General features: G+C 41.7%; 13 protein-coding genes, 1 tRNA gene and 1 riboswitch. Of the genes, 1 reads left to right on the top strand and 13 read right to left on the bottom strand.

Annotation, left to right across the window (positions count from 1 at the left end):
- Nucleotides 1-29 precede the first annotated feature (29 nt).
- The 11 genes from IQ13_RS14695 to IQ13_RS14645 all read right to left on the bottom strand — a co-directional run bounded on the left by IQ13_RS14695 (nt 30) and on the right by IQ13_RS14645 (nt 14,865).
- Nucleotides 30-3,332, bottom strand: coding sequence for a VCBS repeat-containing protein (locus tag IQ13_RS14695; RefSeq protein ID WP_144887148.1), 3,303 nt, complete (start codon nt 3,330-3,332; stop codon nt 30-32).
- 104 nt (nt 3,333-3,436) lie between these two features.
- Entirely contained in the window at nt 3,437-4,294 is an 858-nt protein-coding gene (locus IQ13_RS14690) for a LamG domain-containing protein (RefSeq protein ID WP_144887147.1), read from the bottom strand.
- A 44-nt stretch (nt 4,295-4,338) separates the two neighbouring features.
- Complete coding sequence (locus IQ13_RS14685) at nt 4,339-5,853, bottom strand: RagB/SusD family nutrient uptake outer membrane protein (RefSeq protein WP_144887146.1); 1,515 nt, start codon at nt 5,851-5,853, stop codon at nt 4,339-4,341.
- Between the two features lie 51 nt (nt 5,854-5,904).
- Nucleotides 5,905-9,159: a TonB-dependent receptor gene (locus tag IQ13_RS14680; RefSeq protein WP_158637406.1), complete on the bottom strand. Its 3,255-nt coding sequence runs from the start codon at nt 9,157-9,159 to the stop codon at nt 5,905-5,907.
- A gap of 239 nt (nt 9,160-9,398) precedes the next feature.
- Nucleotides 9,399-10,520 (bottom strand): FecR family protein, encoded by a 1,122-nt coding sequence (locus IQ13_RS14675; protein WP_144887144.1) that lies wholly within the window; start codon nt 10,518-10,520, stop codon nt 9,399-9,401.
- A 62-nt stretch (nt 10,521-10,582) separates the two neighbouring features.
- Nucleotides 10,583-11,158 carry an RNA polymerase sigma-70 factor gene (locus IQ13_RS14670; protein ID WP_144887143.1) on the bottom strand — a complete coding sequence of 192 codons (576 nt, stop codon included), beginning with the start codon at nt 11,156-11,158 and terminating at the stop codon, nt 10,583-10,585.
- A gap of 132 nt (nt 11,159-11,290) precedes the next feature.
- Nucleotides 11,291-11,578, bottom strand: coding sequence for a hypothetical protein (locus IQ13_RS14665; RefSeq protein ID WP_144887142.1), 288 nt, complete (start codon nt 11,576-11,578; stop codon nt 11,291-11,293).
- Between the two features lie 47 nt (nt 11,579-11,625).
- A complete protein-coding gene (gene der / locus IQ13_RS14660; RefSeq protein WP_144887141.1) occupies nt 11,626-12,936 on the bottom strand; it encodes a ribosome biogenesis GTPase Der in 1,311 nt (436 codons plus the stop codon).
- 75 nt (nt 12,937-13,011) lie between these two features.
- Nucleotides 13,012-13,884, bottom strand: coding sequence for a GTPase Era (era, locus tag IQ13_RS14655; RefSeq protein WP_144887140.1), 873 nt, complete (start codon nt 13,882-13,884; stop codon nt 13,012-13,014).
- 74 nt (nt 13,885-13,958) lie between these two features.
- Nucleotides 13,959-14,030: transfer RNA gene (locus IQ13_RS14650), tRNA-Met, on the bottom strand.
- A 106-nt stretch (nt 14,031-14,136) separates the two neighbouring features.
- Nucleotides 14,137-14,865, bottom strand: coding sequence for a head GIN domain-containing protein (locus IQ13_RS14645; protein WP_144887139.1), 729 nt, complete (start codon nt 14,863-14,865; stop codon nt 14,137-14,139).
- Nucleotides 14,866-15,072: 207 nt separating this feature from the next.
- A riboswitch (TPP riboswitch) is annotated at nt 15,073-15,193 on the top strand.
- Between the two features lie 63 nt (nt 15,194-15,256).
- On the opposite strand from IQ13_RS14645, the gene IQ13_RS14640 reads away from it, so the two are divergent.
- On the top strand, nt 15,257-17,680 hold the full coding sequence (locus IQ13_RS14640; RefSeq protein WP_144887138.1) for a TonB-dependent receptor: 2,424 nt from the start codon (nt 15,257-15,259) through the stop codon (nt 17,678-17,680).
- Nucleotides 17,681-17,755: 75 nt separating this feature from the next.
- On the opposite strand, the gene IQ13_RS14635 is transcribed toward IQ13_RS14640, so the two are convergent.
- Nucleotides 17,756-18,061 (bottom strand): rhodanese-like domain-containing protein, encoded by a 306-nt coding sequence (locus tag IQ13_RS14635; RefSeq protein ID WP_144887137.1) that lies wholly within the window; start codon nt 18,059-18,061, stop codon nt 17,756-17,758.
- Nucleotides 18,062-18,071: 10 nt separating this feature from the next.
- Nucleotides 18,072-18,911, bottom strand: coding sequence for a PASTA domain-containing protein (locus tag IQ13_RS14630; protein ID WP_144887136.1), 840 nt, complete (start codon nt 18,909-18,911; stop codon nt 18,072-18,074).
- Between the last annotated feature and the right edge of the window lie 2 nt (nt 18,912-18,913).

Raw genomic sequence — 18,913 nt, 5'->3', positions numbered from 1 at the left:
TGTTTCATTTAACTCAATAGATTTATTGTTTATTTCATTGTTTGCAACTCACCTATACTTTTCATAAAAAGTAAGGGTGAGTTATTTCTTGCAATTGCCAATACCTTATTCCCCCCTGCAGTACGCAACCATTGCATATCTCTCACTTCGCCTGTTATATGCTGTAACGATGCGTATACAGCAGACTGTTCGCCATTGAATGAAAACAGCGATGGGTATAATGCATCGTATCTTCCTTCGTAAGGAATTACTCCGTAAAAATTCCCCCCGGCTATATAACTCCCGCCTGCACTAACGGTTGCAAAACTCATAATGGGCGAAAGCTGCAATTCGTTACCAAGATCGTAGCGCTTAAATCCTCCTTTACCATCGTTGATGAATACCGAGTTGCCCAGCACTTCTGCTTTCAGTTCTTTGTAATCTTTAAACAAATCGTAAAAAATATACTGCACGGTTTTACCTGCAACTTCGCCGTAAGTGAGGTATGCTTTTTTCAACAAAGGCAACGGACGTTCCAGCTCATCTTTCGCTAAAAAAGGATACTCTTCGCCTTTAATGTTGTATGCCAGTATCTGTTCGGTTTTACCATTGTTATCAAAATCTTTCACATACAGTTTCAGCGGACCATCTTTACGTTCCCACAGCTTGGAGTTATGCCCCCAGTTGCCGGCCAAAACATCTGCATAACCATCATTGTTTACATCTGTAACTGTTATATGCTGCCACATACCTGTAGAGGCAGGCACATCGGTTGCCGTAAAGGTTCCTTTGTTGTTGATGAACACTTTCAACGGCATCCACTCCCCTGTTACCAGCAAATCGTCCCAACCATCTTTATTTACATCTGCAAACGCTGCATCGGTTACAATACCCAACGCAGTCAAATCAATTTTCTGCATGGATGCATTGGTAAACTTCGCTTTTCCATCGTTGAGATACAGGTAAGAAGGTTTAAGCAAACCATAACCCGTAGGGCTTGCAAGATTGCCTACAAAGAAATCCATATCACCATCATGATCTACATCGGCAACAGCCACACAGGATTTATTTTCGTATTGAATGGTAAAGGCATCGTTCTTTCGTGTAAAATTTCCTTTGCCATCATTAAGGTACAAGCGATCGGCAAGATCGCCTGCATGTTGCGGCAACTGGTTACCTCCGCTGATGACCAGCAGATCGATTGTTTTATTTCCATCAGCATCAAAAAATACAGCATCTACATCTTCACAACCAGCATCTTTTGCCAACAATGCAGTATTCGTTGATTGAAATATTCCATTCGGCTGTTGCAACATTAATGCACCCGGTTGGCCTTTTGCACCGCATGCATAAAAATCATCCAACCCATCACCGTTTACATCTGCTACAGCCAGTTTGGGACCTCTGGTACTTTGCGCATGCGGAATAAGATATTGCACATTAAAATCTTCGAAATCATTTTCAGTATGCTTCCAATTACATGCAATTTCATTGGTTACATCTTTAAAATACGGCGCAGGCGTACCAAAGAATAAATCGTATTGAAACATGCCGGTTGCATCTTTTTGTGTAACAACAAGCTGTTTATTTATCGCCGGATTTTTAATGGTTTGGCTTTGTTGATTGGGCCAAACAATTACAAGCGAATCAACTGTTACCACACTATCCAATCCAAAATGCAAACGTGGTTCTACTGCCGACTGAAATCCTCTTGTTAACATCAGCTGTTGATATTGCATACCCGTTTTTGTAAACAGGTAAGCTTTTACTCCAACAGCAAACCTGTTTAAACTGTCTCCTTTGAATTGTATGCTGAGATAATTTTTGCCAGTCGTTTCGTTTTTTAAAACTGTTGCAGGCGCATTGATGTTGTTGGTTACAACATCCAGATCACCATCGTTATCCAGATCAGCATAAGCAGCACCATTGAAATAACCTTTCATGTTTGCAGTACCCCATGCAACACTTACATCACTAAACGAATGGCCATTGTTGTTTTTAAAGAAGAATGGATGACTGCTGCCATCGGGCATTTTACTGATGGTTTCTGCATCGTACTGATCGGTTGCATCCAATCCCTTGTTCATCTGCATCGAGGAAACAAAACGGATATAATCAAGATCAACCGGTCGCTTTACAATACCGCTGCTGATAAACAGATCTTTTTTTCCGTCATTATCAAAGTCGGCAAACAACGGACTCCAGCTCCAGTCGGTTGCAGATACGCCTGCCATTAAACCAACTTCGCTGAAGTTAACAGCGCTGCCATTATTTTTTTGCAAACAGTTGCGTGAATACTGATGCTGATAACCGTTCATCTGCAGCTTTACTTTGTAGATGTCGGGGTTCTCATCGCTGCCATACGTTTTTAATGTTTTTTCATCAGGAGGTAACATGTCAACCGTAATAATATCGGGCTGTCCATCGTTGTTATAATCGGCCACATCGTTACCCATACTAAAGCGGCTGTAATGCCCAAAATGTTTTGCACCACTTTCGCTGAACGTACCGTTTTTATTGTTGATGTAGTAATAATCGTTTTCGTGAAAATCGTTGCCAACATACACATCATCCCAACCATCGTTGTTCATGTCGGCTACAGCTAATCCTAGTCCGTAAGAAAGGTTGGATTGATAAATGCCTGCTTCTGCTGTAACATCCGTAAATTTCTGTTCGCCTTTATTTAATTCGTTGCGGAATAAACGGCTGCCGCTGATGGAATCTTTTTTATTACGGTTAACCGTATCAACAATGTTTGCATGTGGCTGCTTGGAATGATTCACTAAAAAACAATCCAGATCTCCATCCTTATCGTAATCGAAAAAAGCAGCCTGTGTTGATAAGCCGGAAAAATCGAGACCATAAAGATTCGATTGCTCCGTAAATGTTCCATTGCCTTTGTTAATGAATAATTCATTGTGGCCTTTCAGATCGTTAAACTTTGCAACTGCCGATACATAAATATCCAGGAATCCATCGCCGTTTACATCGGCCATGGTTACGCCGCTGCACCAATCACTGTTGCCTGCAACGCCTGCTTTGGTTGTAATATCTTCAAACTGAAAATTGCCTTTGTTTAAATACAATTTGTTGTTGCCTTTGGTATTTGCTGTAAAATACAGATCAACCAATCCGTCATTATTGATATCGCCTGCTGCAACACCACCGCCATTATAGAAATAGAGATAATAAAGAATATTGTGGTGCGGTTTATCCTCGAGCTTGTTTTGAAAGCTGATGCCTGAAGCTGCAGCATCTACCTGTGTAAAAAGCGTTTTGTTTTCCTTGCAGGAAAAAAAGATACCGCAAACAACGAGTAATGCTACGAAACGGACGTTGCGTAATAAAAACATAACCTGCACAAAAGCTAAATAGGTGAAAGAAAAATGACTTGTTTAAAAAGGGGCTGCATAAATATGCAGCCCCACTCTTGATTATGACCTAAAAACGACTGCTTCTATTGTTTGCCTGTAAACAGTGCAGTAATTTCTGCTTGTGTAAGTACGGTACTGTACATTCTCACCTGGTCGATTCCTCCTTTAAATGTAGAAGATAACCAATCGTCTGTATCGTAACCAGTACCTGGACCAGCACCGATACGTACTTCCGTAATTTTTTCTGCATCAAATACTACAGCACCATGTGTACCCCATGTACGTGTTTTTGAATTTGCAACACCATCAATATACAAGGTCATTGTACTGTTGCTGCTGTTATATGTTAACACCATGTGGTGCCAGTTGTTATCCAGCAAACCTGGAATTGTACTTGCATTTGAATTTTCCCAAGTAAACCAATTGTCGCCTGTTTTATCAGCAACCATCACCTTTACCTGGCCGGCAGCATTATCACCTTCTAAGAATACAAGTAAGCTTGAACCAGACCAATGCCCGGTGCTTGCTTTGAAGCTCATGATATATTCAGGACCATTGGTACCTGTGTTATTTTTTGTTTGACCATTGCGTTTGAACCATGCTGAGATAGTGAAGCTTCTTGACAGATCAGCCCAGTCATTTGGTTTTGCATACTTGATGAACTTTTTATTTTCACCCTGTACAGCTTTTCCGTTTACTCCTGCTATTGAAGCAAGCGGATTATCTGATGCAAAGTTTGCACGGATACTGTCAACCGCATTCATTAACGGATTGGTTGTAGTACCATCAAACGCAACATAAAATTTGAGTGCGCCTCCCGGAGGGTTTGTATCTTTTGGATAATTACCCAAACCCGGACGGTTCATTTTCTGGCAAGCCGAGAGGAGGAGCATTGCGGCTAATGCTCCTTTAGATATGATTTGAAAGTTTTTTATACGCATACAATTATTTTTTAAACATGAATGTCATCAATAACAATCATCGATTAATAATCGGGGTTTTGAATGAGCACACCATTTGCCGCATCAATTGCAGCCTGTGGTATGGGGTAATACCTGTGCTTGTTCTGATAACCCTTAGGACCTAAAACAGTTGTTGCAAGATTCCAGCGAACAAGATCGAAGAAACGTTCGCCATCCAGCGCCATTTCAAAACGACGTTCATTTTGTACGATGGTACGCATTGCAGCCTGTGTTGTAAAGCTTACATCGCCAAGGCCCGCTCTTTTTCTAATCTGGTTTACATAAGTAACTGCAAGTGTTTGATTGCCTGCACCGCCAATTTCATTTGCAGCTTCGGCAGCCATCAGCAACACATCGGCATAACGCAATACCTTTTGGTTGCGCCATCCTGCCTGGCGTTGTCCTTTAGCAGACTGTGTAGCAGGATTTGGATATACTTTTTTGTTCCAGTAAGCACGTGGTATCACTGCGGGGTATGCAGGTAATGTACGGCCATATACACCATCGCTTTGGCCAGAGAACAAAATGGTTCCGTCTTTACGCTTGTCGTTCGGTGCATACGCATTTACAAGATCAGCAGTTGGTGTGTTCCAACCCCAACCCAAATCCCATTCTGCTGCACCACGTACACCCTGGCAAATTGCAAACCAGGAGAAAGGTTCGTTACTGCCTGCGTATTGTGGACCTTGGTCAGCTTGAATTTCAAAGATCGACTCAATGTTATTCTCCCCTTCATCACCAAAGGTTTTAAAATAATCATCTGCCAGTGCATAGCGGCCAGATGTGATGATGTTCTGGCACAGCGCCAATGCTTCGCTCCATTGATTACGATACATTAATGTTTTTGCACGCAATGCTTTTGCAGCATAGTTGGTTAAACGGCCGGGGAAACGGTTGTTACCGCTGGCATTTTTCCAATCGTCGGGCAAGCTTGCAATGGCTGCCTGCAGGTCTGCATCAATCAATGCATAAATTTCAGCAACACTTGCTTTTGGCTTTCTTGCATCAGCCGGATTGTAAATACGGAAATCAATTTTCGGCACTTGTCCGTATGTACGCACAAGGTCGAAGTAAGCCATTGCACGGAAGAATTTGGCTTCACCAATATTGATCTGATCAGCAGGGCTGTTCAGCTTTAACGAATCTGCAATCTGCAGTGCTGTATTGGCAAGCGCAATCAATGTGTAATGCTGATCCCAGTAGATGGTTGCACTCCAGTGATCTTTTACGTATTGAAAGTTATCGTGAATGAGTTCCCAATCGGCACCATCGGCAGGGCTGCTTCCTTTTTCTGAATCATCAGAACGGAAGTTGTGTAACGCCATCCAGGGAATACCACCAAAGGCCTGGCCCGCAACATCGCCGTTACGGATAGCGCCATACATACCATAAATCTGTCCTTCCAAGCCACCTTGATTCAAATCATCAAGCGTTGATTGTAATGGCTTACGATCGAGGAATTTCGAACACCCTGAGAACATCAGGAGTGTGGAAGAACTCATCAGCAACACCCACAGTAATTGTTTGACTGTACGCATAGGTTCTTATTTAAATGTTATTATAAAATTTATCGTTACTAATTATTGTCATCAGAAGTTTACATTGATACCACCTGTAAAGATTACAGGAATAGGACCATCACCATTGTCGATTCCAAACTGAGTTGGTGAACCTCCAAATTCCGGCGTATAGCCTGAGTTACGTTTAAATGTTTTCAGGTTTTGCGCATTCAGGAAAATGCGGAAGCTCTTGATATGAACAGCACGTAGTTTTTCGGCATTGAAATTATAACCCATCTGTACGTTTCTGATACGGAAGAAGCTTCCATCTTCAACACCATAGGTTGATGGTAAACGGTTGATTGGGCGGCTTGATACAGCGGGTTCCCAGTTTGATGTACCCTCACCTGTCCAACGGTTTAAACGGAAAGTCGGGAAGTTGAAACGTGTGAAAGGCAATTCAGAACTACCCCAATAGCGATAGATTTCGTTACCATATACACCTTGAAAATCTACTCCAGCATCAAAGCCTTTGTATTTAAAGTTGACAGATAAACCATACATGAAATCAGGAGTTGGGTTACCGATCATTGTACGGTCACTTGCATCAATTTTACCATCACCATTTACATCTTTATACTTCAGATCGCCTGGCTGATAATCGTAACCAACAACCGTTGGCGATCCAAGTTTGTCTGCATAGCTCTGGTAAACACCTTCAACTACGTAACCATAGAAATAACCAATCGGGAAACCTTTTTCAGTTACACTTGGACGCTCTTCGCCTGCAGTTAATTTACCACCAGAAGGAAGGTCAATTACTTCGTTATTGAAGGTTGTGATATTTCCGCTAAGTGTAAGCGTTGCATCTTTCGACAGTTGTTGTGTCCAGCTCGATGTAACTTCAATACCCTTATTTCTTACTTTACCAATGTTACCCAAACGGCTGCCTGTTACGCTTGAGAATTCAAACGCAAGCAGATCATTTGTAGTTCTTACATAATAAGAAGCTTCAACAAATAAGCGGTTATTGAGTGCGTATAATTCAAAGCCGGCTTCAGATGCACGGATACGCTCCCAGTTCAGATCACGATCGGGCTCGTAGCTTCTTGAATACGATGGCAGCAACAAATCGCCAAACACAGCTGAGTTACCAGCAACAATGTTTGGATATGCAGGATAAGCAAGACCCAATGTGTTTTGTACACCCAGTGTACCAGTTGATGCTTTGATCTTCAGGAAGTCGATAAACTTCACATCATTCATGAACGATTCTTTGGTTACTTCCCACGCAGCACCAACTGAGTAGAAGTTATTCCATTCGTTGTTGGGGAATGCAGAAGAACCATCACGACGGAACGAAGCATTCAACAAATATTTACCACCATAGTTATACAACACACGACCAAGGAAGGCTGCGTTTGCACGATCCCATTGGCTTGATGTAGAACGCAATGTTGCCGGATCACCAAAGCCGTTGCTGATGTACCAGAAACGTGGATCATCAGGAATTGCATCACCGGTTGGTGATTGACGAACCGAACCAAATAAACCTCTGTACTTTTCTTCGAAAGTGGTGAAACCTGCAGTTGCAGTTACACCATGCTCACCAAAGTTTTTACGGAAGGTTAATACATGATCCTGTTGAAACTTGCTCCAGCGTTCGTTGTTCTGTGTAACAGATGTTAACGAGTTGGCAGGAACAAATGTTGAATCGATTACCGGATTGTAGCGTGCAATCAACGGATTGTAGTTTCTCGATTCCAGGTTCGACATATCTGCATAGAATGTAGAACGGAATGTAAAGTTGCGCAGGAAGTTGATTTCGGTATACACACTACCAACGTTGCGGTATTCAACTCTGTTTTCTTTATCCCATTTGCTTTCCAGGTTCATTACCGGGTTAGAAATTTGACCACCCTGTACAGCCAGATCGTAGAAAGTACCTTCTGCATTTTTTACAGGAGTAATGGGTAAAATTCTTCTTGCATCAAACAACAAACCATTTGCCTGGCTGAATGGCAATTTCTGGCGCATGCTGTTTAATGTAAAACCAACTTTAATGTTCTTCGAAATCTTTAACTCATCGTTGATGTTGATGAACATTTTGGTTAAGCGCTCGTGTTTCACCACGCCTTCGTCAATAGCATAACCAATGCCCATGTAAAACTTGTTTTTCTCTGTGCTTGCAGTAACACTTAAGTTATTGGTGTTGAAGAATGCAGTACGTGTCATTGCTTCAATCCAGTCGGTGTTACCGGTCCATGGTGTGTAATCGAAACGCTGATTGGTTGGAACGCCGTTGTTGGCTTGTTCTTCATTGTACAGTGTTTTAAAACCATTGGCATCAACCATATCTATACGGTCAACCAGGCGTTTAACACCTGCAGTTGAACTGAAGTTGATGTTGAGCTGACCTGCTTTTGCTTTCTTAGTTGTAATTACGATTGCCCCTGTTGCACCACGTATACCGAAGATGGCGAGAGATGAAGGATCTTTCAACACTTCAATCGATTCGATATCGTTGGGATTTAAGAAGTCGATGTTATCGTTAAAAATTCCATCCACTACATAAAGCGGACGAACCTGTCCGAAGCTTGAAGTACCACGTAAACGGATATCGGGTTGAGCGCCCGGAGTACCACTGTTTACAATGTATAAACCAGCAACACGACCCTGTAAAGAAGAAATAGGGTTGATGTTTGGTTTATCGGCAATATCCTTACCGTTTACTTTGGTAATCGATCCGGTAAGATCACGCTTGCTTGCCGCACCATAACCAATTACCACTACCTCATCCATACGGCGGGTAGCCTGTTCGAGTTTTACGTTTAACACCTGTTGGTTGTTCACGTTTACTTCGATGGTATTATAACCAATTGCAGAAATAACCAGTACTGCATTTTCAGGAGCAGTGAGCACAAAGTTTCCGTTCATGTCGGTTACGGTACCACGTGCAGTTCCTTTAACAGTAATGGATACAGCCGCAAGACCTTCGCCGGCTTCGTTTGTGATTTTACCTGTTACACGGATATCTTTTTCTTCAGGACTGGTGGAGCGAATAGCAACCAGGTTATTATCCAACTGAAGAAAGGTAAGATTAGTGCCGGCAAATAAACGCTTCAATACCTCCCGTATATCTGCATTTTGAAATTCAACCGATACTTTTTGTTTGAGGTCTTTCAGTTTTGAATTGTACAGGAATCTGAAATCGCCTTGTTTTTGTATACTGTTGAGCACAGTAGCTATTTCAGTATCCTTGGTTTTTAATGTTACTGTTTGGGCAGTAAGGCCAGCTGTAGCCTGAAACGTACACAATACAGCAAGCAAAATTGTTAGTTTCATAATCAATAGCGGCTTTTTTAAGGCATAGGATGCCTTAGCAATCGAAGTCCTTTTTTTCATACTTTTAAGCTTTGGTAGTATAAATAAGGAAACCGTTTTCTTTTTTACATCGCAAGCGGTCTCCGGGTTAAAGAAAGTGTACTACTTGCGGGGAATGCGCCAACATTTCCCGCTTTTGTTTCCAACACTTTCTCAACTTGAGTTTTGAAGTTTGGTCATAATCAGTTGCAGTTTAGGTTTTAATAAATAATAACAGTTTTTCCTTCTATCTTATAACGGAAGCTGTTGCTGGTGAACCGCAGGGCATCCAATGCCTGTTGCAGCGTTTCTTTCGAAAAATCGCCATTCAGTTCTTCGTTTTCCAGCTCTTCGTTTTTGAAGATGATCTTTACATCGTACCAACGCTCCATCTTCTTTGCTATTTCTGCAAAGCTTTCATTCTCGAACGACAGTTTATTTCTCGTCCACGATGTTTCCGTTGCCAGTGTATCGTTTTTCGGATAGGTTAAATGTGTAATAGCTATAATGGGCAGATTAAAATCTTTCTTTGAGGTTGTTGCTAAGGGCGTTTTGGCAACCGTTTGTTCTTCGTTCAGCAAAACAAGCTTCTGGTTCGGTTTAAGTAAATATTTTTCGCCCGGCCTGTTCTTTACAAATACTTCCACACTACCCTGCACCAAACTGGTTTCAACAGTTTTATCTTCCGGGTAGGCTTTTACATTAAACTTGGTACCCAACACTTTTACATCAATGGAAGATGTATGGATAATGAAGGGCCGTGCAGGATTTTTTACTACATCAAAAAAAGCTTCTCCGGTTAAATACACTTCTCTGTTACCGGCTTCGTTTATTTTCGAATAATCAATTTTACTGCCGGCGTTTAACCAAACAGTAGAGCCATCGGGCAGTTGAAAGCTGGTGTTTTTACCGTTGGGAGTTACTACTACTTTTTGCTTTATTGCAGCAGTTGTTTCTGCCAGCTTGCCCGCTGCACTTTTCCTGTTCAGAAATGGTATAACAGCTGCCATAACAATTACTACAAACATCACTCCTGCCAACAGTCTGCGCCTGTTACGGTTAAAGAAAGAAGTTTGAAAAGGTTGTTCTGCTTCGTATGATTCGTCAGGTGCTGTTGGTTCAACACCCATTTTTTTCATTTTCTCAAGATGCAACAGATAAGTAGCTTCCAGGTAATCCTGATCCGGCTCATTATCCTGCATCCATAACTGCTCAAGTGCGTCCATTTCGTGCAGCAGAGCCGGATGATCTTCGATGTAAAGCTTCAGCTCCATCAATTCATCCTGACTAGCCTCACCGGTTAGTTTACGGGAAAATAAATGCCAGATTTTTTCTTTGCTCATGAATAGTTAATGATAAGGAGTAGAAAATGGAAAAAATCCCCCAAGAGGATTTCAACTTTTTTTTATTTCTTTTTGCGAAGTGGTTCGCTGATGGCTGATGCCAGTTTCTTTAGCGCTATGGCCAGCTGATTATCAACCGTTTTAACCGATATATTGAGGAGCGTAGCAATATCCTTGTACTTCATCCGGTCTTCTTTGGCCAGTTTTAAAATCAGCCTTGCTTTATTGGGAAGATTGTTGATGGCGGTTTCAATTTTACCCACTGTTTCGCCAGAGAGCATCCGTTCTTCGGGTGTCTGGTAGAGCGAATCCATTTCTACATGAATGTGTTCCAGCGATACTGTACTGTTTTTGTTGAGTTGTTTGGCTTTACGAACGGCATTGTTTTTAACCGCAACATAGATGTAGAGTTGCAGATCGTCAATTTTATTCAGCTTAGCACGATCGTTCCATACAGCAATAAATACATCGGAAACAATTTCTTCTGCATTTTCTTTCGACTGCAGAATACCTTCAGCAAAACGGGTAAGGGATGGAAACAAAAGAAAAAACAGCTCTTTGTAAGCCGCTTCATCTTCGTAAACAGCAATCCGTCGCTGAAGATCTTTTATGCTCTTATGCGTTTTTTTGTGAGGCAAGAATCAATAGTCGATTTGTAAATTACTTTTATTTCTGAATAAAATCCAAATGATTTTTATCAGTTTCTGCCGGTAAAAATAACAAAGGGACTGATTGCTCAGTCCCTTTGTTCAATGATTTTATTTTACTTTTTATTCCGGCTTCACTTTCTCTTTCACTTCATTTGCGGCTGCTTTAATTTTTTCGCCTGCTTTCTTAATGTCTGTTTTTACAGGTTCAATGACATTCTTTTTTAAGGTATCAGCCAGCTTGTCGCCCTTGCTTTGTAAGGTATCAATCACTTCGTTCATTCCTTGCTGGGCTTTATCAATTACATTGCTGTCGCCTGTTCCTGCTTTTTCGTTATCCGATTTTTGTTCGTCGCTGCCACATGCAGTTAAAAAGGAAACAGCCAGTAAAACAACTACTAATTTTTTCATACGTTTTCAATTTTGTTGATGAGCTGAAAGCGAAGCAAAAACCGTTCTTATTTTTTACGGAAGAACAAACGCATCGGCGTTCCTTTAAAATTGAACGCTGCACGCAGTTGATTTTCGAGATAATTTTTATACGATTGCTTTACATCGTCGGGATGGTTACAGAAAAACGCAAAAGAAGGAACCGGTGTTGGCAACTGTGTTGCATACTTGATGCTGATAGGCATACCACGCACCACCGGCGGGTGATAAGCCTGGATAGCTTTTTGCAACACTTCGTTTAAATCGGAAGTTGAAATTTTGCGCTGCCTGTTCTCCACCACCTGTAATGCTGCTTCAATACCTTGCATGAGCCTGGTTTTTTCCTTTGCTGAAACAAAAAGAATCGGCACATCATTAAATGGAGCAAGTCTTTGCTTCAATTCTTTTTCATAATCACGTGCTGTATTGGTTTCTTTCTGTATCAGATCCCACTTATTCACCAACAACACAATGCCTTTTCCCTTTTTTACTGCAAGCGAATAAATATTCAGGTCCTGCTGTGAAATTCCTTTTTCTGCATCGAGCAAAAGCATACATACATCGGCTTCATCCATTGCACGGATAGCACGGATCACCGAATAAAATTCCAGGTCTTCGTTCACTTTTGTTTTGCGACGAATTCCAGCTGTATCGATCAGTATAAATTCTTTGTTGAAGAGATTGTAATGGGTATGAATGGTATCTCTTGTAGTGCCTGCAATATCGCTTACGATGGTACGCTCTTCGCCAAGTAAAGCATTCAGCATCGAAGATTTACCAACATTGGGCTGACCGATAATTGCAATTTTCGGAATAGTTGATTCTTCAACTGCTGCCTGTTCATCAGGAATCAAAGCTGCAACCGCATCAAGCAATTCACCAGTTCCGCTACCTGTCATACTGCTGATGAAAAAAATATGTTCAAAGCCCAGCGCATAAAACTCACTTGCTTCCAGTAAACGCTCGTGGTTGTCAACTTTGTTAATTGCTAAAAAAACAGGTTTGGTAGTACGGCGCAGTAAATCGGTCATCGATTCATCAAGGTCAGTAATACCCGAAGCAGCATCGCACATAAAAATAACTGCATTCGCTTCGTCTAATGCAATCTTTACCTGCTTGCGTATTTCTGTTTCAAACACATCATCGCTGCCGGCAACAAAACCACCCGTGTCAATGAGGTTAAATGTTTTCCCATTCCAGTCGGCAATACCATATTGGCGATCTCTCGTAACGCCGCTAACATCATCAACAATCGCTTTGCGTTGTTGCAATAAACGATTGAAGAATGTACTCTTTCCTACATTGGGTCTGCCCACAATTGCTACTGTAAAACCTGCCATAATAAAACAAATAAAGTCGGCAAAGGTACTGAAATAAAAGGGAAAGCAGGGTTTGTTGTTGAAAACAGGTGTTTATCAGCCATTGTAACCGTACTCTTTCAAAAAAAGATCGGTATCACGCCACTTGGGACGTACTTTAATAAATAACTCAAGAAACACTTTCGAATCCACAAATTTTTCAATTTCCACACGGGCCATCGATCCGAGCTTTTTGATCATTACTCCCTTGTTGCCCAGCAGAATAGCTTTTTGTGTTTCACGCTGCACAATAATATCGGCCGATATTTTGATGAGTGTATTTTTTTCCTGAAAAGCTGTAACAATTACAGTTGTGTGGTAAGGTATTTCATCAGAAAAAAGTTCGAAGATTTTTTCCCTGATGAGTTCGGCAACAAAAAAGCGGGTGCTGAGGTCCGTTAGCTGATCTTCTTCAAAATAAGGTTCGCCTTCGGGCAGCAATGGTAGTATCTGGTTAATAAACTGCTTTTTATTAATTCCCGACAATGCCGAAATGGTAATAACTTTTTTGCAGTAAGGCTTGCTTTCGAAATATTGTCTGGCTTCTTCCAGTTTAGCTTTATCAACTGTATCGAGTTTATTCAACACAACAATCGATGGCACTTTTAATTTCAGTGAAGCAAACAGTTCATCATTTTCCTGCCAGTTATCTTTTACATCTACCAGTAATAAAGCCACATCTGCGTCTTCCAATGCACTCTTTACACTCATCATCATTTTCTCCTGCAGTTTATACTTCGGATCAATGATGCCGGGTGTGTCTGATAAGATCACCTGGTAATCGGCGGTTGTAAGGATTCCTTTTATGCGATGCCTTGTTGTTTGCACCTTGGGCGAAACAATAGCAAGCTTTTCGCCCAGCAAAGCATTCATTAATGTGCTTTTACCTGCGTTTGGCTTACCAAAAATGTTTACAAACCCTACTTTCATAAAAAAGATTATTACCGCAAGCTACATGCTATTGGCTGAAAAAGAAAATCCCCCGCATTTGCGAGGGACCTTTGTTGCGAAGGGGAGGATCGAACTCCCGACCTTCGGGTTATGAGCCCGACGAGCTACCGCTGCTCTACTTCGCGGAATGGATTGCAAAGGTAAGGGTAAACAACTTAGCTCCCAAAAGAAAAAAGAAAAAGACAGAAATTATTTCTGTCTTTTTCTTCATCATTGATAATTATCGAAAACTTATTTGGTACGTTTCTTTAAGCTCGATGCTCCGCTTGTTTTAAAATCGCTGATAGAAGCAGTGCCCTTGTATTGTACATCACTGGCCCCACTTGCGTTTACTTTTAAATCGTTATTTACAGTAACAAAAATATCGGATGCTCCTGAAGCCTCTGCTCTGCAATTGTACGCAACAAGTTCAAAACAATTAAAATCGCTTGCGCCACTTACATCAATATCCAAGTTTTTTACCGAACCCGACAGCTTAGAATCGGAAGCTCCACTCTGATCGATACTGATACTTTCATAAGCTACCGCACCTTTTAAACTGGAAGCACCGCTGAGGTCCACTTTCAGGTTTGTTCCTTTCAAAACGCCATCAATTTTTACATCAGTCGCTCCGCTTATATCAAGCTTGTCAATATCTTTTACAGAAATATACGCACGCAGCTTTTTGTTTTCGCCATTCCATTTCCACATACTTTCATTATCGTATGTGATACGCAGGATACCATCTACCACTTCTGTTTTAATACGGCTGCGGTATTTTTCTTCGCTGGCACTCACCACTACGGCCTCTTCGTTACCCTGTTTAATAATTACGTCAAATGCATTCGATACCCTGATGCCATGAAAAGCACTCACCTTCCGGGGTTCGGCATTTTTATCATTAATTACGGTTACATCCTGGGCAGCAGCAAACCCTGCAGCAAAAACGGCTAATACGATGAAGCTGAATACTTTTTTCATTTTGTAAAATTTTAGATAAGGTTTAATGGTTACTGTTAATTGAATGCGCCATTACAATCTAGCTACAATCTTGCTTTAGTATCAGCTTAAACAAGGCTGTAACCGCTGTTGTGTAATAGTTGTACGAAAGATGTTACGAAAATGTTACAGCAAAGCTGAAAGAATTTATCTTTGCGGCGTCGAAGGAGCGGTAAACCGGCTTTCGGCACAGATTCCCCGGGGTGCTTACCCGTCGGTTCCAGGGCCCGGAACCTGCACGGAGGCTGAGATCAAACCCGTAGAACCTGATCAGGGTAATGCCTGCGCAGGGAAGGAGGTTCCTTTATGCATATTCCTCTCTCCGTTACGCAGCATTTCCAATTCAATTTTTAACCGTTAAAGTGAATTTGCAATGAAAAAATTGATGCTGGGAATGTTGATGATTCTTTCTCAACAACTGGTATTTGCTCAGTACAAACTGAGCGGTATTGTTACCGAAAAAAACAACAATCAAACAGCCATTTCCGGCGCTACCGTTGAGGTTGCAGGCAATGGCAGTACATTAACCAACAGCAATGGTGCATTTAACCTCAGCCTACGGCAAAAGGGAACATATACTGTTCGCATCAGCACCGTTGCCTTTAAAGTTTTTGAACAAACAGTAACCGTTACCGACAAAGAAACAAAACTGAACGTGCTGCTTGAAGCACAACCGCTTTTTCTGAAGCCTGTTGAAGTGATGGCTATTCGTGCGGGTGACCGTATGCCGTTTGCCAAAACTGATCTTTCGAAAAAAGAAATTGAAAAGATGAATACCGGCCAGGATCTGCCGTTCATTCTTAACCAAACGCCTTCGGTGGTTATTAACTCCGATGCAGGTAACGGTATTGGTTACACCGGTATTCGCATACGTGGTACCGATGCCACAAGAATCAATATGACGCTGAACGGTATTCCGTATAACGATGCCGAAAGCCAGGGTTTATTTTTTGTGAACCTCCCCGACTTTACATCGTCTGTAAACTCCATCCAAATTCAACGTGGTGTGGGCACTTCTTCAAACGGTGCCGGTGCGTTTGGCGCTACACTTAACCTTAGCACTAACGAGTTTAACGAAAAGCCTTATGCAGAACTCACCAACGGTTTTGGCAGCTTCAGCAGCTGGCGGCATACGCTTAAAGCGGGCTCTGGTTTAATCGGCAAACATTTTACGATCGATGGCCGGGTATCGTTCATCAACAGCGACGGCTTTATTGAAAGAGGAGCATCCGATCTGCGTTCGGCTTATTTATCCGCAGCTTACATCAACAAAAAAACATCACTACGGCTGAATGCATTTACAGGAAAAGAAAAAACCTACCAGGCATGGAATGGTATTCCGGAAGCAAAACTGAGAGGTGATGCCACAAAACTTGTAGAGCATTACAACAACAACTACTATTTATATGACACGCCGGAAGATTCGGCCAACCTGTTCAACCCCAACAATAACCGTACGTACAATTATTTCCGGTATGGCAATCAAACAGACAATTATCGCCAGACGCATTACCAACTCCTGTTTAACCACGAGATCAACAAAAGCTGGAACATTAACACCGCATTTTTCTTAACACGTGGCTTAGGCTATTACGAAGAATATAAGCGTGGTGAATCACTGGATGATTATGGTTTGAATGCTGTTACAGCCGACATCATCCGCCAGCTTTGGTTAGATAATTATTTCTATGGCACAACCTTCTCAGCCCAATATAAACACAACAATGATCAGTTAACATTTGGCGGTGCTTTTACCCGTTACGATGGTAAACATTATGGTAAAATTGTATGGAGCGAAGTTGCTGTGCCGAAAGATTACAAATGGTATAACCTCACAGCTTTTAAAACAGACTTTAATTTTTATACGAAATACCAGCGCCGTTTAAACAGCCGTTGGGAAGCATTTGCAGATGTGCAGTACCGTAACGTAAACCACACAATCAAAGGTTTCCGTAAAAATCCAACCTTACAATCAGGTGGCAACTTCAACTTTATTAATCCGAAGTTGGGAGTTTCTTATGCAAACAGTAATGGATGGTTAGGTTTTGCCTCGTTCAGCATCGGTAATAAAGAACCCAACAGAGATGATTTTGAAGCAGGTGTTACACAAAAACCTAAACACGAAACCTTGTACGATTTTGAAGTAAATATTGAACAGCGCAAAGCACAATACAACTGGAGTATTACCGGATATTATATGTATTACAACAACCAGCTTGTGCTAACCGGGAAAGTAAACGATGTGGGTGCTTATACCCGTACCAATGTACCCAAGAGTTTTCGTGCAGGTGTGGAATTGCAGGCAGGCGTAAAACCCATCAGCTGGTTTAATGCAACCGGTAATTTAACGCTGAGCAGTAACCGTATTCTCAACTTCACCGAATTTGTTGATGACTATGATAATGGCGGACAGAAAGAGAACAAGTTCTCATCAACAACACTCTCCTTTTCTCCATCAGCAGTTGCGGGCATTACACTCAACTTTATACCGGTTAAGAACGGAGAAATCAGTTTGCTGAATAAATATGTATCACGCCAGTACCTCGACAATACGGGCAATAAGGCAAGAAGCATTGATCCGTTTTTTGTAAGCGATCTACGTTTCAGCTACCAGCTTCGCTTTAAAAAAGTAAAAGAAGTAAACCTCAACTTCCAGCTAAACAACCTGTTTAACCGCATGTACGAAACCAATGGCTACAGCTTTGGCTATATCTACGGCGGACAAACTATCACCGAAAACTATTACTACCCAATGGCGGGTCGCAATTTTATGGCTGGCATTGCCATTAAGCTGTAAGCATATGGTATAATAAAAGAACGGCCGCTGTAAACAGCGGCCGTTCTTTTTATAACACATAGTTAGTTATTTATATTAACCAAATACCTGGCGCCAGTTAAGCATACCTCCTGTAAGATTTACAACATTCGTAAAGCCCATTGTTTCTGCAAACATACAAGCTTGTCCGCTGCGGTTACCACTGCGGCAATAGAAGATCACCTCTTTATCTTTTAAGCTTTCCAGTTCATCAACATCCATCGACAAAATACGACCAAGCGGATACAAGGTGCCGCCGATATTGAACTCTTCGTGTTCGTGTGGTTCACGCACATCTACAATATTTAATTGTTCGCCGGCATCTATTCTTGCCTTCAATTCTTCAGCTGTAATTGTCTTCATGTTTATAATATTAATATTCGTTAACAGTTTCGGGTTTCTTTTCCATTACCGCTTTGGGCTTTGGAATACTATCCATTTTTGAACGGTCTGTGCTGATCCATACATCAATCAATTGTCCGCCACGGATACGTATCGGCCTTCCTTCATCATCTCTTACAGGCGGATTCTGTTTAATAATGAATGCCGATGCACTGTCGGCGATCGCTCCATCAACCACCACGGCTCCCAGTAATAAATCGTTACTTTCAAGTACAACCTTTGCTTCGGCAAATGTAAGACCTAACAACAAGGGAACAGCAGATTCGGTTTGCTTAATGCCTCCGCCTATTACAAGGCTGATGCGGCTGCCCATTGGAATTTTAGCGCCGGGCTTTACCGCTACTCCATTGTATAGCTGCTCCAATACAGAGCCAACAGCAAAATCAGGGCGTGTGGTGGTATCGCCCAGTTTTAATCCAAGCGTATTTAATTGTAACTGAACGCTGCGGTAGGTTTGCCCTACAAAGTTGGGCAAGCTAACCAGCGGAGCTTCTGCACGGTTAATAGTAAGATAAATTGTACGGTTCACCTTCACCAGTTCTTCGGGTTGCGGCGATTGTTTTACAATAGAAAGTTTTGGAAGACTGTCGTAATAAACACTGTCCTGTACATCTACACGAAAGCCCTGCGCTTCCAGCACTTTTGTAGCATCTTCAATTGTTTTGCCTTTTACAGAGGGCACTTTCGCATACTTGCCATGCTGTGTAATGCTGTCGAGCAACTGAAAAAACACAAACACGATGGCAAGCCCCAGTAACAGCGCAACCAGCAGGTTTATAAAAAAGGAACGTTTAGTAATAAATTGAAACACGT

Origin of the sequence: Lacibacter cauensis (genome assembly GCF_007830055.1) — a bacterium.
GTDB classification, from domain to species: Bacteria; Bacteroidota; Bacteroidia; order Chitinophagales; family Chitinophagaceae; genus Lacibacter; species Lacibacter cauensis.
Note: the sequence above shows the minus strand (reverse complement) of the source record. Positions and strands in the feature narration are given on the sequence as shown.